11 protein-coding genes are annotated in these 22522 nt (G+C 52.9%); 9 read left to right on the top strand and 2 right to left on the bottom strand.

Going from position 1 to position 22522, the window contains the following annotated elements; genetic code table 11:
- The first annotated feature begins 111 nt into the window (after window positions 1-111).
- From KOR42_RS14995 to KOR42_RS14985, 3 genes are all read left to right on the top strand, one after another.
- Window positions 112-3222, top strand: a complete 3111-nt coding sequence (locus KOR42_RS14995; protein WP_231740939.1) for a DUF1553 domain-containing protein — start codon at window positions 112-114, stop codon at window positions 3220-3222.
- Window positions 3223-3269: 47 nt separating this feature from the next.
- Window positions 3270-4703, top strand: a complete 1434-nt coding sequence (locus KOR42_RS14990; protein ID WP_146510651.1) for a DUF1501 domain-containing protein — start codon at window positions 3270-3272, stop codon at window positions 4701-4703.
- 78 nt (window positions 4704-4781) lie between these two features.
- Window positions 4782-7889, top strand: coding sequence for a PSD1 and planctomycete cytochrome C domain-containing protein (locus tag KOR42_RS14985; RefSeq protein ID WP_231740938.1), 3108 nt, complete (start codon window positions 4782-4784; stop codon window positions 7887-7889).
- Between the two features lie 92 nt (window positions 7890-7981).
- On the opposite strand, the gene KOR42_RS14980 is transcribed toward KOR42_RS14985, so the two are convergent.
- Window positions 7982-9502 carry a hypothetical protein gene (locus KOR42_RS14980; RefSeq protein WP_146510650.1) on the bottom strand — a complete coding sequence of 507 codons (1521 nt, stop codon included), beginning with the start codon at window positions 9500-9502 and terminating at the stop codon, window positions 7982-7984.
- A gap of 583 nt (window positions 9503-10085) precedes the next feature.
- Between KOR42_RS14980 and KOR42_RS14975 the strand changes: the two genes are divergently transcribed.
- From KOR42_RS14975 to KOR42_RS14965, 3 genes are all read left to right on the top strand, one after another.
- Window positions 10086-13838, top strand: coding sequence for a family 16 glycoside hydrolase (locus KOR42_RS14975; RefSeq protein WP_231740937.1), 3753 nt, complete (start codon window positions 10086-10088; stop codon window positions 13836-13838).
- Window positions 13839-14078: 240 nt separating this feature from the next.
- Window positions 14079-14777, top strand: coding sequence for a zinc ribbon domain-containing protein (locus KOR42_RS14970; protein WP_146510649.1), 699 nt, complete (start codon window positions 14079-14081; stop codon window positions 14775-14777).
- Window positions 14778-14843: 66 nt separating this feature from the next.
- Window positions 14844-15767: a hypothetical protein gene (locus tag KOR42_RS14965; protein WP_146510648.1), complete on the top strand. Its 924-nt coding sequence runs from the start codon at window positions 14844-14846 to the stop codon at window positions 15765-15767.
- Window positions 15768-15896: 129 nt separating this feature from the next.
- On the opposite strand, the gene KOR42_RS14960 is transcribed toward KOR42_RS14965, so the two are convergent.
- Window positions 15897-16667 (bottom strand): hypothetical protein, encoded by a 771-nt coding sequence (locus tag KOR42_RS14960; protein ID WP_146510647.1) that lies wholly within the window; start codon window positions 16665-16667, stop codon window positions 15897-15899.
- A gap of 652 nt (window positions 16668-17319) precedes the next feature.
- Between KOR42_RS14960 and KOR42_RS14955 the strand changes: the two genes are divergently transcribed.
- The 3 genes from KOR42_RS14955 (at window position 17320) to KOR42_RS14945 (ending at window position 22471) form a co-directional block, all read left to right on the top strand.
- The gene (locus KOR42_RS14955) at window positions 17320-18732 is read left to right on the top strand and encodes a helix-turn-helix domain-containing protein (RefSeq protein ID WP_146510646.1); all 1413 of its coding nucleotides are present in this window, start codon (window positions 17320-17322) and stop codon (window positions 18730-18732) included.
- A gap of 427 nt (window positions 18733-19159) precedes the next feature.
- A complete protein-coding gene (locus tag KOR42_RS14950; RefSeq protein WP_197441213.1) occupies window positions 19160-20065 on the top strand; it encodes a GDSL-type esterase/lipase family protein in 906 nt (301 codons plus the stop codon).
- A gap of 30 nt (window positions 20066-20095) precedes the next feature.
- A complete protein-coding gene (locus KOR42_RS14945) occupies window positions 20096-22471 on the top strand; it encodes a DUF4159 domain-containing protein (RefSeq protein WP_146510644.1) in 2376 nt (791 codons plus the stop codon).
- The last annotated feature ends 51 nt before the right edge of the window (window positions 22472-22522 follow it).

The following is a 22522-nucleotide window of genomic DNA, read 5'->3' as shown; positions in this document are numbered from 1 at the left end:
CATGCCTTCCAAGCGGCAGAATGATCATCTTCAACTGTTTGGGCTGACGCAAAATGAAATTCTCCTTGTGACGTTTTGCCTCACGCCAGCGGGGTTTGCTAGAATGTCTGCATGAAAATGACTCGCCTCTTCTCTCTCCTTGCGTTCCTTTCTTCCCAACTCTTCCTCACACAACTTGTGTTTGGGACCGAGCGCATCGACTTCAATACGCAAGTGCGGCCGATCCTTTCTGATCGCTGCTTCCTGTGTCATGGCCCCGATGGAGAAAATCGCGAAGCGGATCTGCGACTCGATCAGGAAGCCGACGCGCACAAAGCTGTGGAATTCGCGACAGCCCCTTTTGTCATCAAGCCGGGAAGCCCTGACGAAAGCGAAGTCTTTCTGCGGATCATTTCCGATGATTCGAGCGTCAAAATGCCGCCGCCTGACTCGAATCTCTCTTTGACTGACAGTGAAATTGACATCCTTCGGAAGTGGATCGAGCAAGGGGCAGAATATGACCAGCACTGGTCGTTTCGAAAACCGGTCGCTCCAGAGTTGCCGGAAGTCTCCGATCCCGATTGGCCTCAACAGGACCTCGACAGGTTCATTCTCCGGAAACTCGATCAGGCGGGGTTGGCTCCCAATCCTCCTGCGACGAAGGAAAAATGGATCCGTCGCGTCACGTTCGACCTCACCGGCCTTCCGCCTACGCTGGAAGAAATCTACAACTTCCTCGCCGATGACTCGGATCGATCGTACGAAAAAGTTGTCGATCGCCTGTTTCAGTCAGAGCGCTACGGCGAACGGATGGCCTCAGACTGGCTCGATGTCGCAAGGTACAGCGACACCTACGGATATCAGGTCGATCGTGATCGGTATGTCTGGCCGTGGCGAGACTGGGTGATTCGGAGCTTTAACAAGAACACTCCGTACGATCAGTTCATCACCGAACAAATCGCGGGCGATCTTCTTCCCAATGCGACAGACGATCAGATTCTCGCCACCACTTTCAATCGCCTTCATCCGCAGAAAGTCGAGGGAGGAAGCACGCCTGAAGAGTTCCGCATTGAGTATGTCGCCGATCGAACGCAAACGTTCGGAACCGCATTCCTCGGGCTGACTTTCGAATGCTGCCGATGCCACGACCACAAATTCGACCCGCTCTCCCAGGCGGAATACTTTCAGCTTTCCGCCTTCTTCGACAACATCGATGAAGCGGGGTTATACAGCTACTTCACGCCCGCCGTTCCCACTCCAACGCTGTTGTTATCGACACCTGAGCAGAAACTGGAGATCGCCAGTCTCGAAGAGTCGGTCGTGAAATCCGAGACCAAGCTGCAACGGATCGCGAAGAAGAGCGTCGGCAAGTTTGATCAATGGCTGTCGCAAAACAAGACGGAGAAAGTCCAACTTCCGGAACCGCTGCTGCATCTCGATTTCGAAACGGTTTCGGGTCGAAATCGTTCCGTCGAGGGCGTTACCGGAAAGGCAGCCCAACTGACGGGTGATGATTCCATCGACACAGAAGTCGGGAACTTCCAACGTTCGCAACCCTTCTCCATCTCATTGTGGCTGAAGACTCCGGATGTGAAGGAACGTGCGGTGATTTTGCACCGATCACGAGCCTGGACGGACGCGGGAAGCCGCGGATATGAATTGCTGATCGAAGACGGGAAATTGAAGTGGTCACTGATTCATTTCTGGCCGGGGAACGCTATCAGCATTCGGACTGCCGATCTGATTTCGACCAACGACTGGCACCATGTCACTGTCACGTATGATGGTTCGAGTCGGGCTGACGGGTTGAACATTTTTGTGGATAGCAAGAAGTCCGAAGTCGACACAATTCGTGATGGATTAAAGAAAACGATTCAGGGAGGAGGCGGCGACAACATTGCGATTGGGGAACGTTTTCGAGATCGAGGATTCAAGAATGGGACCGTCGACGAGTTGCGAGTGTTCGATCGCGAGTTGACTCCCGGAGAAGTCCAGGCACTCACCAATCTCGAATCACCCGAAAGTTCTTCAAGTGATCTCTTGGTCTCTTCTCTCTCACAAAAAGAGGCTCACCAATATTTCCTGCAGACTCAACACAAGAAATACCAGTCGGCGCTGTCGGAGCTTCAGAAAGACCGAAAGAGGCTGAACGACTACATCGAGACGATTCCGGAAATCATGGTGATGCGTGAACTTCCCAAACAGAAACCGACGTACCGACTGATCCGAGGCAATTACGACACACGAGGCGAGCAAGTCCATCCGGCGACGCCTGCCGTTCTTCCTCCGCTCACAGACTCTGCCTCTGCCAACCGACTCGCACTTGCAAAGTGGTTAACGAGTCCAGACCACCCGTTGACAGCACGTGTGACGGTCAATCGCATATGGCAAATGGTCTTCGGAAGTGGCCTTGTCGCCACGCCTGAGGATTTCGGAAGTCAGGGTTCCAATCCTTCCCATCCCGAACTTCTCGACTGGCTGGCCGTTCGTTTCATGGACCAGGGATGGGATCTTCAGCAATTACTCAAACAGATCGTGCTTTCAGCGACCTATCGACAATCATCGCAAGTCCGTTCGGACCAGATGAAAATTGATCCGGAGAACCTGCTGCTGTCTCGGTCTCCAAGCTATCGCATGCCTGCTGAAATGTTGCGTGACAATGCGCTTGCTGTGAGCGGCCTGCTTGTGAATCGAGTTGGTGGACCTCCAGCCAAGCCGTATGAAGTGGCGGTCTCTTTCAAACCGGCCGAACCTGACACGGGAGAGGGACTCTATCGCCGCAGCGTTTACACATACTGGAAACGAACCGGCCCCGCGCCCGATATGACAACGCTTGATGCATCCAAACGGGATGTCTGTCAGGTGAAACGCGAGCGAACGTCGTCGCCACTGCAGGCACTCGTGATGTTGAACGGCCCTCAGTTTGTCGAAGCAGCGCGTCTTCTCGCAGAACGATTGATGGTGACTCATCGCCACGACGATCAATTCGAGGTCGACGACATATTGACCGATCTCTTTCGGATGCTGACGAGTCGCTATCCGACGGAGCAGGAGCGCGAAGTGCTCCATCATTTGTACGAATCGCAGTTGGCCAACTTTCAACAACAGCCGGAAGACGCTGAAGAATACTTGAACGTCGGACAGCACGAGCGCAACAAAAACCTTCCTGCCCCTGAGCACGCAGCGGTCACCTCGATCGCGAATGCGTTACTCAATCTGGATGAATGTGTCATCAAACGCTAAACAGCTGAAAACGTTCGAATCTCCACTCAACTTCAAGAAGACCAGACATGAAAACTCATTGCGTCGGACATTCAATGTCGTCTTCCCGTCGGGATTTTCTCTCGCACGCCGGGTTCGGACTCGGCTCGGTTGCCCTCTCGCAACTCCTCTCCCCTTCCAGCGCGAATGCAGAATCGGGCGCGCTGTCCGCGTTGCATGTCCCTCCGAAAGCGAAGAGTGTCATCTTCCTGTTTCAGGCAGGAGGACCTTCTCAAATGGACACGTTCGATTACAAACCTGAGCTGACAAGACTGCACGGGGAGGAACTTCCTGACGAGGTCCGCAAAGGTCAGCGACTTACCGGGATGAGTGGCAATCAATCGAGTCTGCCACTCGTGGGATCCCCATTCAAATTCGCCCAGCATGGCGAGTCCGGGGCGTGGCTGAGCGAATTGTTTCCGCACACAGCCCGCGTTGCTGACGATCTCTGTTTCATCAAGAGCATGCACACCGAAGCCATCAATCATGGTCCGGCAGTCACTCATGTGCAAACAGGATCTCAATTTCCTGGACGCCCCAGTATCGGGTCGTGGCTGAGTTACGGATTAGGTTCTGAGAACGCCAATCTTCCCGCATTTGTCGTGACGGTAACGAAGAACAAATCCGGACAGCCGCTCGTTTCCAGATTGTGGGGAAGTGGCTTTCTTCCCTCTCGCCATCAGGGTGTTCAGTTCCGAGCGGGAGACGAGCCTGTTCTCTACATCAACAATCCTTCGGGCCTTTCGACGCAGAGCAAACGCAACATGCTCGATTCGCTGAGAGAGCTTCACTCGATGCAACTCAAAGAATCAGCGGACCCGCTACTCGAAACACGGATCTCTCAATACGAGCTTGCGTTTCGCATGCAAATGTCCATTCCCGAAGCGACGGACGTCTCTTCAGAAACGGAACAGACCTTCTCTCTTTACGGTGAGGACTCTCGAAACCCCGGAACATTCGCAGCCAACTGTTTGCTGGCGCGCCGACTGGTCGAACGTGGTGTCCGGTTCGTGCAGCTTTATCATCAAGGATGGGATCACCACGGGGGACTTCCGGGAGGACTTCGAAGACAATGTCAGGAAACTGATCAGGCCTCCGCAGCATTGATTGAAGATCTGAAACAGCGTGGTTTACTCGATGAAACGCTTGTCATCTGGGGTGGAGAATTCGGTCGCACGAATTACTGCCAAGGGAAGCTGAGCGAGAATTTCGGACGCGATCATCATCCGCGGTGCTTCTCGACGTGGATGGCTGGGGGCGGCATTCAAGGAGGAATCAGCTACGGACAGACCGACCCTTTGTGCTACAATATTGAAGAGAATCCAGTGCACCTGCATGACTTTCAGGCGACGCTGCTCCACCTGCTCGGGATCGATCACGAGCAACTCACCTACAAATATCAAGGACGGCGATTCCGACTCACGGACGTTCACGGACACGTTGTCGAAGACATCCTTGCATGATTTCAGCGAAATGATCATGTTCATTGTTCCAATTCGCTGATCAGTTGAAGCCCCGCCTCTTTTGCTATGAGCCACAACATGACTCGCCACATCTTACGACTCACCATCGTTTGTTTGATCGGAATTGCATTGCCCGTTAGTGGCGATGATGAGATCCGCTTCAATCGCGACATTCGCCCAATTCTTTCGGACAAGTGTTTCGCCTGCCACGGGCCTGACGATGCACATCGCGAAGGAGGAATTCGCTTCGATCAACAGGAAAGCGTACTCCGAGAAGCCGATTCCGGGCTGCATCCGATTGTTCCTGGAGATCCGGATGCCAGCGAGTTGATTGCCCGTATCACGTCGAAAGAAGAGTTCGTTCAAATGCCGCCGGCAGACGCGAACAAACCGCTCACCGCCGAGGAAATCGCTCTACTGACAAAGTGGATTGAAACCGGAGCCCAATGGGAAGACCACTGGTCGTGGGTTCCTCCCGTTGATCCGGCCGTTCCAGATGTGTCGGATTCTTCGTTCGTGAAAAACCCGATCGACAACTTCATCCTCCGTCGTCTTGAACAGGCATCACTGACGCCGAATGCCGAAGCAGATCGCGCAACCTTAATTCGCCGAGTGACACTCGATTTGACGGGACTTCCTCCGACACCGGAAGAAGTTCAGGCATTCATCGCTGACGAGTCGCCCGACGCCTACGAACGAGTCGTGGACCGTTTGCTCGGTTCAGAACGATTCGGCGAACATCAGGCGCGATACTGGCTGGACGCTGCACGCTATGGCGACACACACGGGCTGCACCTGGATAACTACCGGGAAATGTGGCCGTACCGGGACTGGGTTGTTTCCGCCCTCAATGACAACATGCCCTTTGATCAGTTCATTACCGAACAACTCGCGGGTGACCTCCTTCCGGATCCCACTCCAAGCCAACTCATCGCGACAGGTTTCAACCGAGCCCACGTGACGACAAACGAAGGCGGATCGATTAAAGAAGAAGTTCAGGTCCGTAATGTTGTCGACCGAGTGGTGACGTTCGGAACAGTGTTCATGGGTGCCACGTTTGAGTGTACTCGCTGCCATGATCACAAATTCGACCCGTTCACGATGCAGGATTTCTATTCGATGTATGCCTATTTCAACAGCATCGATGGAAATCCAATGGATGGAAACCGAAAGGACCACGCACCGATTCTTGCCGTCCCTTCGCCCGAACAGTCCGAACATCTCGCAGAACTTAACGACAAGATTTCACAGCTTCAAAAGGACAAACAGAAAGACTGGCCAGAACTCGATGCCGAACAAGCAGCATGGGAACTCGCACTGTCCGAAGCGAGCGATCCCGATTCCGCCGCGTGGTCGGTTTTGACTCCTCAGGAATTCACATCCTCAGGAGGAGCATCGCTGGAGTTGCTCGAAGACCAATCGATTCTCGCGACGGGAAAGAATTCTCCGACCGACAATTACACCGTCGTCGCCAAGACCTCGGGAACAGAATGGCAAAGTGTTCGCCTGGAAGGGTTGACGCACGAGTCACTGACCGATGCCGGAGCGGGAAGAAGTTCGAACAGCAACGTCGTTCTCACAGAGTTTGAAGTCTTCACTGCCCCGATTCCGGAGAACAACGCCGATCCAAAATGGACCCGAGTGAAGTTGACCGGGGCCACGGCTGACCATGAGCAATCGAATGGAGATTTCAAAGTCACGAATGCCATCGACGGAAAGAAAAAGACCGGTTGGGCAATTGAAGGCTTCGCCAAAAAAGAGCCACACACAGCGATCTTCACGGCGGAAACTCCATTCGGTTCCGAAGAAGAATTCCTGGTTCGAATTGTTCTCAAACACGAATCAGTCCACAGCCAGCATCAGTTCGGACGCGTCAGACTGTCACTTTCGGAAGAGTCTCCCGTTCACACAAACGTTCCTGCGGAAATCCGCACGATCGCCGGGATTTCTTCTGATGAGAGGAACGATGAACAGAAGAATAAAATCACAGCATACTTCCGCGACAAAATCACGAAGAGCGAGGACTACATCGCTGTTCGAGACGCGCTGACTCAAACAACAAAGGAACGCGACGAGTTCAAAGCAACGATTCCAACGACGCTCGTGTGGAAAGAGAAATCAACTCCCGAACCTGCATTTATTCTGGAACGTGGAGAATATGACCAACCGGGCGAAGAACTGTCCCGTCGAACACCATCATCCTTGCCCCCAATGGACGAGGAATATCCGAACGACCGACTTGGGTTAGCGATGTGGCTTATTGACAGCGATCATCCGCTGACGACTCGCGTCACCGTGAATCGTTACTGGCAACAGTTCTTCGGAACCGGGCTTGTCAGAACTTCGGAAGACTTCGGTTCGCAGGGAGAACCTCCATCGCATCCGGAACTTCTCGACTGGCTGGCGGTTCGTTTCGTCGACATGAACTGGGATGTCAAACAGTTCATGAAACTGATCGTAATGTCTCATGCTTACCGACAGTCGTCGGTCGTCTCGCCGGAGAAACTCGCGAAAGATCGAGCGAACCGGTTGCTTTCCCGAGGACCGCGATTCCGTCTCGACGCGGAAGTTCTGCGAGATCAGGCGCTCTACACCAGCGGTCTTCTTGTCGAACGCCTTGGCGGCCCCGGAGTGAAACCGCCACAACCGGAAGGACTGTGGTTTGCTGTGGGTTATTCCGGATCGAATACGGTCCGCTTCGAGCCAGATTCCGGACCGGAGAAAGTTCACCGAAGAACGATCTACACATTCATCAAGCGGACCGCACCGCCTCCTCAAATGAACGTGTTTGATGCCCCTTCGCGAGAATCATGTACCGTTCGCAGAGAACGCACCAACACGCCGATGCAGGCGCTGCTGCTCTTCAACGATCCGCAATATGTCGAAACCGCCATCGCGCTGGCGCAACGCGGGATGCTGGAAGGTGGAGAGACTGCGGAATCGATCGCTGAGAGAATGCTCTGGCTGAGCCTTGCTCGCGAGCCGGAACAAATCGAAGTCGACCGCCTTGTCGATGCTTACAAGCAAGACCTGGAAACGTTCCAAAGCGAGCCGGAACATGCCCGCGAACTCATTGGACTGGCGAACTTCCCGATCGACGAATCCATTGCTCTTCCTGAACTGGCAGCATGGACGATGTGTGGCAACCTGCTGTTGAATCTGGATGAGGTCGTCACAAAGAACTAAAACAACGTCCTCTCTGACTCGCAGCGACTGACACGAGCGAACTTGCACGCGTTACCTGAATTGAGTCAGGCAACTGCGTTCAAGAGATTGGACTAATCTCCGGCGCTCGCAGCGATTTCGAGGAATTCGCTGGTCGGATTGGAGATTACCGGAGAGTTCTCGGAAGCTTGGGGTTTGGCAGGATCAGAGTGGTTCTCACCGGGGGTATTCAGGGAGAGTTGCATCCAACCGTCGGCAATTTCGATCTCGGTCACTTCAAGTTGACTTGGAGCGTTCACGTTGTCGGAGTGAATGGAAAATCGCGACGGAAATCGGGGAGTCTGAGCAAGCATTCGGTTGAAGGAATCTCTGCGAAGTTCGAAGACGGTCGTTTCGTTGGATGCGATCGATTTCAGTTCGTCGATCATGACTCCGATTCCGATTTGCCGTCCCTGCAGTTCCGGTTCGATATTGACGGTCACTTGATGTTCCGGAAACTCGGGTCCCCACACAGGTCGAAATCCCAAATTCGCCTGCAAGACAACAAGCCCATTCTTCAGTCCCACTCGAAGAGGTGACTGCTCGGCCATCACCAGACTGCCGAAGCGTGGGTTTTGAATAATCAACTGCGGCGAGCCGTTGTCGATCTGCACGCTTTCGAGAATCGTGTCCGGAATCATCAGACCCGCAAGTGGGGAACGTTCGATCACATCATTCATGAACGACTGCTGCACTCGGACAATCACGCCTTCTTTGGGAAGGCTGTTGGGATCGAAATGGCGAGTGGCCAGTTGATCTGCTCCAGGACCAATATGAACGAGCAAATGCTCATTCGTGGAGCGGGTCGCGATGTCCGTCGGATCGAATTTGAGACGACTCAACACGGAGCCGAACTTCGATTGCAAGTTCTGATTGAGTGCGAAAACCCGAGCATTCACGCGTTCATCAAATTGGCTGATCACGCGTTGATTGATGCGGTTCGCTGCGTTCTGCCGGACGTACTCCTGTCGCTGATTCGCCATTCGAAGAGCGGTCTCGCTTGCCAGATTTCCGAGAAGCGGAATTCCGTCGAAGGGAGTTGAAGCGGAATAGTTCTGTTGAAAGATCTGACAGGTTGTGACCGGTGCAGCCGATGCCAGTTTTGTTCCGTCAAACACAACCGCTTTTCTGGAATGAAAGTGATATTGGCCTCGCGACGAAATTTGAGTCCGTCGGACAAAGCTCGTCGTTTGGTTGTGTGTCTGACCATTCAGCGTCACAAAGAATTTGGCCGGTCGCAGAGACTTGACCATCTCGAGATTCGCCTGAGTGGTCGTACACTGATTCCCAAAAACTTCTGCTTCGAGAATCCGATCGCGGACTCCACCGCATTCGGACGTTGACCGATTGATCCACTTCGAAAGAAACGACTGATGGACAGCAATCGTGATTCCCTGTGAATGTGAATCAACTGTTTCGATCTGAATCGGAAGATCTTCGTTTTCGGATGCACTCTCCAGAAGCTGTTCGAATTCTTCACCAATCGAACCTGACTCAACGGATTGAGTTTCGGGAACAACGTGAGTTTCGGGAACGAGAAGCGATGGAGACTCTGCAGCTTCTGCTGTTCGGGAAAGCAATTGTGTTGACAACACGATCAACTAAACTGCCACGATCTCAGTGGAGATTTTTGCCATGAGACTGGTCTCTGATTAGACAGGAGAAACGCGTTCACGAGACGTGATAAGGGAAATGTCTGAAAGCCTAGGTTGCACAGCGACGCTGCAAAGGGGTTTGGCATGGAATTGGATCGACCATCGCGTCCATCACCGACGGATCGCCAATTGACGCCTGAATTCTCGTCCGAAATTGGAAGCAAATTCGGCCCAAAAATCATGTTGCATTCGAAAAATCACGACACGGGTCCAATTCGGTCACTATCTGGACCGGTCCGATTGATCCGAAAAGTCAGGACAGCGCAAATGCCCGGATAGGTACGTTTTCGGAGACATTTTTTTGCAAATTTGCATGAGCAACGCATGAGCAAACGCGGTGAAAGCCATTTCAAGAGTCCAGCCAGAGTGCCGGCACCAGCAACATGCTCACTGACGCGGGCTCAGGTGGCACGCCATGCAAATTTTGCTACGATCAACGTTTGTTGAATTGTTCTCTCCGGAATGTTCAGACATTCCCAATTTGATAAGTCCTCCACTACTTCTTCCTACCCGGAGTCCTTGAATGTTTCGTGTTTTCATTTCCTGCTTTCTCGTGGGAGCTCTTTCCATCACAGCGTGCGGCGAGGAGGGATACAAATCTCTCTTCAATGGCAAAGACCTCACTGGATGGGACGGCAACCCCGAACTCTGGTCCGTCGAAGACGGTGTGATCACTGGCAAAACAAACGGACCTGATCATCTCGATCACAACCAGTTTCTCATCTGGGACGGTGGTGAAGTTGGTGACTTCGAACTGAAACTCGAGTTTCGTGTACTGGGTGACAACAACTCAGGAGTTCAATACCGATCGAAGAAAATGCCCAATGTCGGCAAATGGTCGGTCGGTGGATATCAGGCCGATATTCACGGAAAACCTGAATACACCGGAATGCTTTACGACGAGCGCGGTCGCGGAATCGTTGCTCAACGTGGTCAAAAAGTGACGGTCGACAACGAAGGGAAGAAACATGCAAGCTCCCTTGATGTCGCTGTTGATCCCATCGACGTCACCGATTGGCATGAACTGACCATCACGTGCAAAGGAAATCACCTGAAACACGCAATTGACGGAGTCACGACAGTCGAGATCATTGACGATCACGAAGCTGAACGAGAGATGAAGGGACTGATCGCGTTTCAAGTGCACCGCGGCCCAGCGATGACAGCGCAGTTTCGCAACATTCGCTTGAAAACACTCGATCAGAAAAAGAAGTCGAAGAAAAAGACCAGCCAGTCAAAAGTGCGGCCTGAGAACGCCAATCCGAAATGGATCTGGCTCAACGAAGGCGATCAACTGGCCGAGAAAGTCTTCTTCCGAAAAGAATTTGAGCTCAAAGGTGCGATCGCTGCGGCACGGCTTTACACCACGTGCGATGACGAAATGACGATCTTTCTGGATGGAAAGAAAGTCCTCGAAAGTTCAAGCTGGTCGGAACCGGTCTTCTTCGACCTGAATCCTCTCATCGACGAAGACGCTCCGGGCGGAAAACATGTTCTTGCCGTTGAAGCCAAGAACAGCGACGGCCCTGCTGGTCTGTTGGTGATGCTGAACTTTGAATCGGGCTGGCGCGACGCGTGGTCGATCGTCTCTGACGGGAGTTGGAAAGCCTCCACGAAACCGGCGAAAGGCTGGCGGAACCTCGATTTCAAAACTCCGAATTCGTGGAAGAACGCCGAAGTGGTTGCCGAGCTGACCGGTGGTCCATGGGAAATGACCGACGAAAAACTTCTCGCCGCTGCGAAACTCAAACAACCTGAAGCGACTCCGATTGACCAGCTGATCACCAAAAAGGGATTCGAAGTCGAGTTGCTTTATTCCGTCCCGAAAGACGAAGAAGGATCATGGGTCAGCATGTGTACCGACCCGGAAGGACGACTGATTGTCTGTGATCAGTACGGCGGACTCTTCCGCGTCACTCCTCCAGGAATTCGAGGGGCAACTGAAGTTGAGATTGAACCAATCAATTTGAATATCGGAGAAGCTCAAGGACTTCTCTGGGCTTTTGACAGCCTCTACATCGTCGTCAACTCCGGTGGAAAATTCACCAGTGGCGTTTACCGAGCCACCGACACTGACGGAGATGATCAACTGGACCAGTTGACGACGCTGCGTCAGTGGGAAGGCGGAAGCGGTGAGCATGGTCCTCACGCTGCACTGCTGACTCCGGATGGCGAAGGGTTGTATATCGTCGTCGGAAACAAGACCGCATTGACGGAGTTCGCGAGTTCGCGCGTCCCGCAGATTTGGGATGAAGACAACATGCTGCCTCGCGCTTACGGCCGTGGCTTCATGAAAGGAACTCCCGCACCCGGTGGATACATCAGCCGCATCGATCCTGAAGGCAAGAACTGGGAACTGGTCACTGTCGGATTTCGGAATGAATACGATGCTGCCCTGAACGCCGATGGAGAACTTTTCACATACGATGCCGACATGGAATGGGATATCAACACTCCCTGGTATCGTCCAACTCGAATTTCGCACGTCTTGAGTGGTGTCGATTTCGGATGGCGAAACGGTGGCGGCAAGTTCCCCGAATACTTCGCGGACACACTCCCCCCCGTGGTTAACATTGGACCGGGTTCTCCCACGGGGATCGTCTTCGGTTACGGAGCAAAGTTCCCTGCCCGGTATCAGAAAGCACTGTTCATCAGTGACTGGAGCTACGGGAAAATGTACGCCGTCCACTTGAAACCGGATGGAGCATCGTACACTGCCGAATTCGAAGAGTTTATCGCCGGAACACCGCTTCCGTTGACCGATCTGGTGATCAACCCTGTTGATGGAGCGATGTACTTCGCAATCGGTGGTCGAAGAGTTCAATCCGGTCTCTACCGAGTCACTTACACCGGAAAACAATCGACCGAACCTGTCGATGCCAGCCAGAAGAACGGTTCCAAACTCCGCGCACTTCGAGCGCGACTCGAAAAATTACACGGAGAAAAACATCCTCGCGCAGTGAAAATCGCCTGGAAGCATCTGAGTCATCCCGACCGCGTCATTCGGACCGCAGCACGAACAGCGATCGAACACCGTCCGATCAGTGAATGGCAAGAGCTGGCACTGAAGGAACCCGATCCCAATGCACGCATCGAAGCACTTCTCGCATTGTGCCGAACACATCGTCGTCCGTCCAAGAACGACGATGAAGCTGTCGACACAACACCCCCTGACTGGAGCCAGCCCACACAAATCTCCAAAGAAGACCTTGAGCTTCAAACGAAGATTCTCATTTCTCTCGGCGAGCTGAAACCGGAGTCACTCGACCGTCAGCAACAGTTGGCGTCATTGCGAGTCTTGCAGCTTGCATTGCTTCGGTTCGGTCAGCCTGCTGCGGAAGTCAGAGATGAACTCATCAAACATCTGAATCCAATGCTTCCCGCCGACAGCCCGGAAGCAAACTCAATGCTGCTGGATGTTCTGATTTACCTTCAATCTCCGCAAGCAGCTGCCAAAGGGGTTGCCTTGCTCAACAATGCTCCATCGCAAGAAGAGCAGATTCTGTACGCGAAATCGCTTCGACACCTGCAAGCGGGATGGACACCCGAACTGCAAGAGCAGTACTTCAACTGGTTTGTGAAAGCGTCTGGTTATCGCGGAGGAGCAAGCTTCGGGATGTTTGTGAACAACATCAAAGAAGAAGCTGTTGCACACCTCAACGAAGAAGAGAAAACCCGCCTCGAACCGATCCTCACGAAGAAACCTGAAGGTCAGGTCAACCCGTTGGCGGCCGAGCCACGCCCATTCGTGAAGAAGTGGACGATGGATGAACTGCTTCCCAAGGTTGAGTCGAGCCTCGTCAATCGCGACTTCGAACATGGCCGAAAAATGTTCGGTGCTGCCAACTGCTTTGCATGCCATCGATTTGCGGGAGAAGGTGGAGCCGTCGGACCGGATCTGACCGGACTCGCTGGTCGATTCGACAGAAAGTACATTCTGGAGTCGATTCTGGATCCGAGCAAAGTCATCAGTGATCAGTATTCTGCCGTCCAGATTTTGACCATTGATGGAAAAGTGATCCAGGGACGTATCGTCAACCTTGCTGGCGATTCATTCCAGATCAATACCAACATGCTCGACCCGAACGCTCAAGTCCGCGTCGACCGGAGGCAGATCGAAGAGATGATTCCTTCCCGAGTTTCTATGATGCCACAAGGACTGGCCGACACTCTGAACGAGGAAGAATTGCTCGACCTGATGGCGTTTCTTCTTTCACGGGGAAACCGTGATGACAAGATGTTTTCCAAACCGGAACAGGCCTCAGCAACTCCCTGACGAATTGGGACGAGTCCTGAACTTCGATTGATTTGACGAAAACCTTCCGTGTCTGATGCTGAGACGCGGAAGGTTTTTTCCAATTATTGAGGGGTTTCTTGCACCCTTATTTCGGATAGGATTTGCTTGATCTCAACAGATCGGATTGATTGACGATTGCAAGCTGACAGGAATCTGCCAGACTTCGATAGAGCGCCTCACGGCGTCCCCTTTCTTAAATGATTTCAACGGAGCCCATCGATGCCCCCATCTGCAACGGATTATCGTCGGTTGCATGACCTGCACAAGGATCTCAAAAAGACACAAGACAAGTTGGCTCGGGGTCCTCGGCAAATTCGGGCTCGCCAAGCTCGCGTAGAAGCAGCACAGGATGAGTTGACCAAACTTGAACAGTCGCTGCAGGAAGTGCGTGGTCTCGCTGACCGCAAGAATCTCGACCTCAAGTCCAAAGAAGCTCACATGGTCGAGTTGCAGTGCAAACTCAACACAGCTGCTTCGAACCGAGAGTTTGACATCATCCGAGGGCAAATCGACGCAGACGTGGCTGCAAAAGCGGTGCTCGAAGATGAAGTGCTCGAAGCACTCGAACGGGTTGATCGAACGCTTTCAGAGATTGCAGAGAAGAAGGAAGTCATCGCCCAGCTGGAAAAAGAAACACGCGATTTCGCCAACGACTTCGAACAAAAATCGGCTGTGCTCCGGGAACAAGAGGTCTCTCTGAGTGAACAAATCAAAGAGACTGAGAAAATCGTTCCGTCGGAAATTCGAGAGCAATACGACAGACTGGTCGACGCTTACGGTCCGGAAGCAATGGCTCAAGCCAACGGCGGCGTCTGTAACAATTGCTTTACCCAGTTGACTCCACAGTCCAAGGTGCTGCTGAATTCCGGAAAGATTCTGTTCTGTGGTTCGTGCGGTCGTCTTCTCTATCAAGGATGATGTGAAACTTCCTTGAATGAAATCGCAACAACGACGCATCCGTTCGAGATCACAAGAGAGAGCGTGATGAGTGAATCTCGAGATCGAATCCGCGTCGCTCTTGTTCGATGTTTGATCATCGCTCTTGGAGTCATTTCTCCGCTGCAAGCGTTTGCGGACGACACAACTCCTTCATCCCTGACGTCGAACTCTGAATGGCTGAGTCTCGAGAACGAATTCGTCCGTGTGGCGATCAAGATGTCGGCCGGTGGTGCGATCGGCTGGTTTTCGGAAGCAGAATCGGAAGAGAATCTGATCAATCATTTTGATCAGGGCCGATTGATTCAGCAGTCGTTTTACGGCATCGTCGACGGGTCTCGCTGGGCTGAGAAACCCTGGCGATGGAATCCTGTTCAGGGCGGAGACTACCGGGGCAAGAAGTCGACAGTCACCGATTTTCACGCGAAGCCGAACGAGTTGTATGTCAAAACTCTCCCGATGCACTGGGCGGCTGGCGATTCAATTCCCGAAGTGACGTTCGAGCAATGGATCACTCTGGACGGGCCACTTGTGCGAATCCGGTATCGCATGGAGTATACAGGCGACGTCGAACATCCGGTTCACGATCAGGAAATCCCGGCTGTCTTCCTCGACCGGCGGTTTTCGGAACTCGTCTACTATTCAGGTGAGAAACCTTTCACCGATGATGCGCTGACTCGCCGCAAACCCGGTTATCCCAACGAGCGTTACAACTGCCCGGAACACTGGATCGCATACGTTGATGAGAACGATTACGGAGTCGGCGTTTCTGTTCCCGTCGCGGAGGTCTTTACCTGCTATCGCTTCGGTGATCGAAATCAACGAGGAGCGTGTTCGTACTTCGCTCCGCTCACTCAGTTTGCCATCGTGCCTGGCACTGTCTTCGAGTACGAGTGTGCTCTCACCTGCGGGATGCTCAGTTCAATCCGTAAAACGCTGATTGAATTTCAGAGCTCGTCCACGGATGAATGACGCTCAAACGAATAATGCTCAAACCGTTCCCATGGCTCTCTGAGCGCGCTGGGATTACTCGCGCGGATTCAAATGCTTCAACAAATCGCGTGTTCTCGCACGTTGTAAATTGAATTACTCGTCTGTTTGTTACTCGACCACTGGCGGGGCGAACAAAGACGGATCAACGGAAGCGGGTTGAATCGAACGGCTGGTTTCGACAGCCTGCGGACTTGGCATCGGCGGGAGCTGTGTTCCCGATTGAGGCGGATAATAGTACTCGTTCGAAGTGTGTTGAGGAATCATGCTTGTCTGTGGATTCCCGCTCTGAGTGGGTTCAACCGGCGGAGACGACGGAACAGGAGTCGGGGCCGCTTCGGAAGGAGCCCCGTAAACTTCACCCGGGTACATTTCGCCGGAATGATACACCTCTCCAGAAGGATAGGTCGATCCGCTGAACTGGTTTTCGCAATCGGGACAGTAGCTGTCCGAAACTCCTCCGTGGTAAATCCCGCCGTCGACAGGGTATTCGCCACCGTAACTTGAGAAGCCGTCGACGTATGAGCCGTCATAAGAGCTGAATTCGTCCCAGCCTCCTCCGCATCCACAATCAGTTCCATAATCGATGGGCTGACTGCAGTGTGAACAATGAGAGGCCGAATGCGGAGCTGAGTTCAGGTCGCGATACCATCGCTTCAAATCTCGTTGCTGTCGCCGTTCCGCAATTGTCATTCTGCGGGGATGTTTTCCGTAGTGTTGACGCCCCGTCGCTGGTGGAGGACAGGATTCACTCACACAGGAATTGTAGGAGGGTGTCCATCCGTAGCATCCACCCATTCCCGGACCGTAGTACTCGGGACAGCAATAGCATCCAGAAACAGAGACACAGACGACAAGAAGGGACAGCAGTTGAGAATGCATGTTTGATCCTCGTGATCAACTCATAGGGCGCACTGAGGAATGTGCGCAGGGGGGGTTACCTCTGCTATCGTCCGGGGGAATAGAGAAGCTTTAACGATTTTGCGTCCTGTGAGAAAAAAAACTGAATCTCGCAGACCGGCAGTTTCTGCCGGGAAGAACCGGGAAATGAAGTCGACTGTCCAATGCGGACAAACCGCATCATCCGGAACAATTCTGAGGACAACACCTGCGAATTCTTTTGCTGTGTCGGTCACACAGCGTAGAATTTGAGCTGAGAGAGCGAACTTTTGCAGAACATCTTGCACACCGTAAACTTGTGTCGCAAAATGAACTTCCGTCGACAGCAGCATCGACGACTCAGGAGACGAGTCGTTCGGTCAGCGTGAGCACACGAACCGGTTCACGCCGACCTCACAAGATGATTGCCGGGCGGCGGACCGGAGAATGACGCACTCCGTCATAATCCGTATAATGGATAAGGATGCACATTCTCAACGATCATTGATTTTGACTGTCGAGTCTTACCGATTTAGCGACTGTTGTGGAATGTTTCTCTCCACTACTCATCGGTCATGGAGGATCTGAGCGGTTCCTTTGAAAAACGATTTCCTCATCCTGTCGCCGACTGACACTATTCTGGAGTCGACCCCAAATGTCGAAAAAGTATCTGAGCCTCGAAGAAGCCGCCAAAATGTTGAACGTTTCCCCCGCAGAGTTGTTGCGGATGCGGGAGCAGAATGAGATCCGTGGGTTTGCGGATCGCGGGAACTTCAAGTTTAAGACCGATGATGTCGAAGCATTGGCTCGTGAATTCGGAGCTGACTCCAACCCTGAGCTTCCACTTCTGGACGATGACGATGATCAGGATGATGTCGGCGAACAGCCAACCGTCATCTCGAAGAGTGGTTTGGAGGATCTCGACGACTCGCTGAAGAGCAGCGATAGCGATGTGCGAATCGTCGGTGGCCCTGATATCGATCTCATCGACGACAGCGACAGCGACGTCAAACTCGTTGGGCTGGACAGTTCTGACGACATCCCGGTTGAGGAAGACAAAACTGCTCCCGAGATGAATCTGGGCGACAGCGATAGCGACGTCCGTCTCATGGGGTCTCCTGACGAAGCAGAGAAAGTCGCGGAAGATACCGGAAGCGACAGCGACGTGAAGCTTGTGAGCGACGACGACGACGCAAGTGATGTCACTCTGATGAGCAGCGAACACGAAGCTGTCCGTGTCAGCGGAGATGAACAGTCCGTATTCGCCGATGACGACGATTCCGGAATTTCACTCGATACCGATGACAGTTCTCTGATCGGCGAAGACAGCTCTCTCATGCTTGGAGCTGGCAGCGGAATTGCTCTCGAGGGACCAACCGACAGCGGAATCGAATTGACCGCTGACGAAGATGACGAAGGAATCACTCTCGACCTGGATGACGATTCCGGAATTTCTCTGGTCAGCGATGAGAGTGGAATTTCTCTCGATGCCGCAGACGATAGCGGAATCTCCCTCGAGGAAGATGATCACTCGGGGACGATTCCTATGATGGACGCTCTGTCTGACGATTCCGTCGCTGAGACACAATTCGAGATTCCTCCGCTTGAGGACGAAAGTCCAAGCAGCGTGTTCGATCTCGACACTGTTGATGCGGACGACAACGCACTCAGCTCAGCCGAATTGGGAACAAGCGACAGTGTCTTCGATCTCGACGATGAAGGTTCCGCATCGGAATTTGCATCATCGGATGTCTTCGATGCTGAAGAAGACGATCTGGAAATTGAAGAAGATGTCTTCGGCGATGAGGACGATCTGGACGTCTTTGACGCGGACGACGATGTCTTCGACGACGAAGAAGGTGAGGAGTACCCATCACGAATCCGCGGACGAGCGGGATCGGATGCTGACTGGGGAACGGGCGTTTTCGCTGGGCTGACGATTGCGAGCCTTCTGCTCCTCGTCTGCGGAGTGGTCATGATTGACCTCGTCAATACGATGTCGAACGCATCAACTCCGAACCCGATTTCGGGAGCGATCCTCAATGCACTCGGCGGACTCTATAGCTAAGAACGGTCAATCGGCAGATTGAGACGAACTCGTGACAGGAACAGGTCGAACCGACATCGCGTCGGTTCGACCTGTCTTCGTTTGATGATGTCAGCAACGTGTTTCTCGGCGGACCGATTTTCATCACAGCGAATGGTTCAATCGTTCGGAATCTTGTATCCTCGATGAGAAATTTGAACCCAACGAGCAAGCCAATGCCTGCGTAGACGTCTTCGAGACGACTTCGCAGTCCGGGAACGTTCTGGTTCAAGCTCAACCGTGAACTTTCGCAACTCATTTGACGCAGGTGGTTGCCCATTGAAGTTGGTGAATGTCGTTCAACACAACTGAGAAAGCCTCACTGCCCGATCGTTCGAGTGGTCCCCGAGCACGCCATTCATTCAATTTCCGATTTGAGACACCCTACAGCCAGGAATTCAGAATGCTGATGAACCGATTATCCGTCTGTCTCTTCACTCTCGGATTCATCGTTCCCCTTTCAGTTGTTTCTGCGGACGAACCAACGCTTGAAAAAGGTGATCTGGTCGTATGGATCGGGAACACTCTCATCGAAAGAGAGCAGGAATACGGAGACTGGGAGTTAGAGCTCACGCGTCGTCTTCCGGGACAAGACATCCGATTCCGAAATCTGGGCTGGAGCGGCGACACAGTCTGGGCAGAGTCTCGCGGAATCTTTGATCCTCCCAAGGTTGGATATCAGCGACTGGTCGAACTCGTCAAAGAGTTGAAGCCCGATGTGATTGTCTTCGGATATGGGGGAGTGGAATCCGAAGGAGGGATTGACGCGTTGCCTGCATTCATCGAGCAATACGAAAAACTTGTTAGCGATGTTTCCAACCCGGAGATTGAGTGTCTCCACTTGCTCCCGATTCCGCTCGAAGAGTCTTCTTTTCCGGTTCAAACTTCAGAATCGAAGAGCTTCATTCAACAGGCGAATCAAAACATCCAACTTTACGCGGATGCGATTCAGAAATTCGGAGAGAGTCGCGGAGAGGCTGTCATCGATCTCACCGATGCATTGAATCATCGACCGGAGAATCAACAGTGGCGTGACAATGGCCTGCATCTCAATGCAACCGGCTACCGGGAAACCGCTTCGGCATTCGTCGACGCATTCGGTCTCGAAGAGCAAGATCCTGTCGGAGATACTGACGAGTTACGCGCCTTGATTCGCCGCAAGAACGAACTGTTCTTTCACCGGTGGCGTCCTCAGAACATCACCTACCTCACTGGATTCCGAAAGCACGAACAAGGTCAGAATGCCGTCGAAATCGCCCAGTTCGATCCACTGATCGTCGAAGTGGAAACTCAAATTTTTGCGATCATCGATTGAGGTTTCGGTCTGTCCAAGGAGGATTTCAATATGCTCAATCGCAAAATGTCCGGAATTGGATTCCTGGCGATCATCGCATTCATTTGTCTGTCACCTGCCCGGGTGTTTTCTCAACAACAACCGATCAGTGATGAACAGCTTCGCGACCAGGTCTTAAACGCGATCGAGCGTGGACAGCAGTATTTGATCGACAAGCAAGCCCGCAATGGAACCTGGACACCCGGAAATTTCGCAGCTTACAGCGACGGAGTGAACAGCCTGGCGACACTGGCCCTTTTAAACTCAGGGCTGTCGCCAGATCATCCAACTGTGGATGCAGCCTTGCGCCATCTTGAGAATCCGCGTGTCGATCCGAACAAAACGTATGAAATCGCGATGGTGATCATGGCTCTCGCAGCGGGAGACAGGGCACCGGGAAAAATCGGGCGGCTGGCCGCTCGGCTCGAACGCATTCAGGAACGCGATGGCTACTGGGGATATGGAGATCTCGGCGGAGGAGATAACAGCAACACTCAGTTTGCCGTCTTAGGACTTCGTGAAGCGGTCTATGCCGGAGCAAGTGTTGACCGCGAGGTTTGGGAACGTGTTCAACAACACTTTCTGAAAGCTCAAAGCGGAAGTGTCGACAACCCCAACGGTGCTGGCTGGGCTTATACCGAAGGTGGCTCAGCGTACGGAAGCATGACCGTGGCTGGCCTGGCATCGTTGATTATCACTCAGGAGATGTTGCAAGACGATTCAGACGTTGATGAACAAGGTCGCATCGACTGTTGTGCGGGAGACGACAGCGAAGCCCAAAAGGCAATCGATGCTGGTGTGCGATGGCTTTCCAGTCACTTTCAAGTGCGCAGCAATCCTGGGGAAAGCGGATGGCTGTTGTATTATCTCTATGGGCTTGAACGTGCTGGCCGATTCTCTGGACGGCGTTTCTTTGGCGATCACGACTGGTATCGCGAAGGAGCCAGATTTCTGGTCGACCGACAAAGCCCTCGCGAAGGATTCTGGATTAGTGAAACACAACGCAACGAAGTTGTGGGGACCAGTTTCGCACTGTTGTTTCTTTCGAAAGGTCTCTCCCCCGTTCTGATCAACAAAATCAAGTATGGTCCGCGCGATCAACAGACTCGTGATGTCGCTGGGAATGCCTGGAATCAGCACCAGCGTGACGCCAATAATCTGACAGCATACATCTCTCAACGCGATCAATGGCCAAAGCTGATGAGCTGGCAAGTAGTCGATCTGCGGGCGGCAGCCAACGGAGACGGAGTCGCTTCGCTGCTGCAAAGCCCGGTTCAGTTGTTGACCGGATCAGAGGATCTCGATTCCATTCAGGGACGGGAACTTGAACTTCTGCGTCAATACATTCTTCAGGGAGGATTCATCTTCGCTGTCAACAGTTGCCAGAGTGCCGACTTTCACGATGGATTTCGAGATCTGATCAAACGCCTGTTCGACGATCAGTACCAACTCTATCGACTTCCAGAGACTCACGATGTCTATCGCAGCGAAGAACTCTTCGACAACAATCCGCCAGAGTTGTGGGGAGTCGATGTTGGCTGTCGAACGGCGATCATGTACTCGGAGTTTGATCACGCCTGCCGCTGGAACAAGTGGACTCTCAGCAACTCTCGCGATCGACTTCCGCAGATTAAGTCACAGATTGACAAGTCGATGAAGCTGGGCGTGAATGTGATTGCTTACGCAACTAGTCGCGAACTTCAGGACAAACTCCGAACACCTCAGCTTCTCACTGCGAGTGATCTCAATGAAATGAATCGCGGCCGGATGACAATCGCTCGCCTTCAACACACCGGAGGTTGGGACACCGCCCCCAACGCTCTTCGCCGACTTCAGTCCGCACTGGAAACCGTCGGAATTGATTCCGCTCCGCAGATGCCAAATCTCCGAGCCAACGATCTGGCGATCTTTGAATACCCGATGATTTACATGCACGGCCGCAAGAACTTCTTCCTCAGTGAAGAGGAAACTGACGGCCTTCGCGCTTATCTCGAGAACGGCGGATTTCTGTTTGCCGATGCCTGCTGCGGAGCCGAAGAATTCGACGAGAGTTTTCGTCGCATGATCGAACAGATTTTTGGGGAACCGCTCTCCCGAATTCCGTCCGGACATGAGATCTATAATCTGCAAACTGGTTACGATCTGCGTCGGGTCAATCGAAGAATCCCCCCGAATGGAAAGGGAGGATCGATTCTCAACGTGAGAGACACAGTCGGAGAGGCAGTTCTCGAAGGAGTGCAGATCAACGGGAAATACGTTGTGGTCTACAGCAAATACGACCTCAGTTGTGCACTCGAACGTCAGTCGACTCCCGCATGTGCGGGCTATTCGACCGAAGATGCCGCGAAGATCGGAGTGAATCTCGTTCTCTATGGATTGTTCCAATAGAACGTTGAAACTCCATCCCCCACACCCAAATCAATTTCGTCTCAGCAAGAC

Source organism: Thalassoglobus neptunius, assembly GCF_007859735.1.
In the GTDB taxonomy this organism is placed as follows: Bacteria; Planctomycetota; Planctomycetia; order Planctomycetales; family Planctomycetaceae; genus Thalassoglobus; species Thalassoglobus neptunius.
The sequence above is the reverse complement of the archived record's forward strand: the minus strand, read 5'-3'. Positions and strand labels throughout refer to the sequence as shown.

Coding starts and splice junctions, on each gene's coding strand:
- KOR42_RS14995 (WP_231740939.1), top strand. CDS start 112: ATGAAAATGACTCGCCTCTTCTCTCTCCTTGCGTTCCTTTCTTCCCAA.
- KOR42_RS14990 (WP_146510651.1), top strand. CDS start 3,270: ATGAAAACTCATTGCGTCGGACATTCAATGTCGTCTTCCCGTCGGGAT.
- KOR42_RS14985 (WP_231740938.1), top strand. CDS start 4,782: ATGACTCGCCACATCTTACGACTCACCATCGTTTGTTTGATCGGAATT.
- KOR42_RS14975 (WP_231740937.1), top strand. CDS start 10,086: ATGTTTCGTGTTTTCATTTCCTGCTTTCTCGTGGGAGCTCTTTCCATC.
- KOR42_RS14970 (WP_146510649.1), top strand. CDS start 14,079: ATGCCCCCATCTGCAACGGATTATCGTCGGTTGCATGACCTGCACAAG.
- KOR42_RS14965 (WP_146510648.1), top strand. CDS start 14,844: ATGAGTGAATCTCGAGATCGAATCCGCGTCGCTCTTGTTCGATGTTTG.
- KOR42_RS14960 (WP_146510647.1), bottom strand. CDS start 16,667: ATGCATTCTCAACTGCTGTCCCTTCTTGTCGTCTGTGTCTCTGTTTCT.
- KOR42_RS14955 (WP_146510646.1), top strand. CDS start 17,320: ATGTCGAAAAAGTATCTGAGCCTCGAAGAAGCCGCCAAAATGTTGAAC.
- KOR42_RS14950 (WP_197441213.1), top strand. CDS start 19,160: ATGAACCGATTATCCGTCTGTCTCTTCACTCTCGGATTCATCGTTCCC.
- KOR42_RS14945 (WP_146510644.1), top strand. CDS start 20,096: ATGCTCAATCGCAAAATGTCCGGAATTGGATTCCTGGCGATCATCGCA.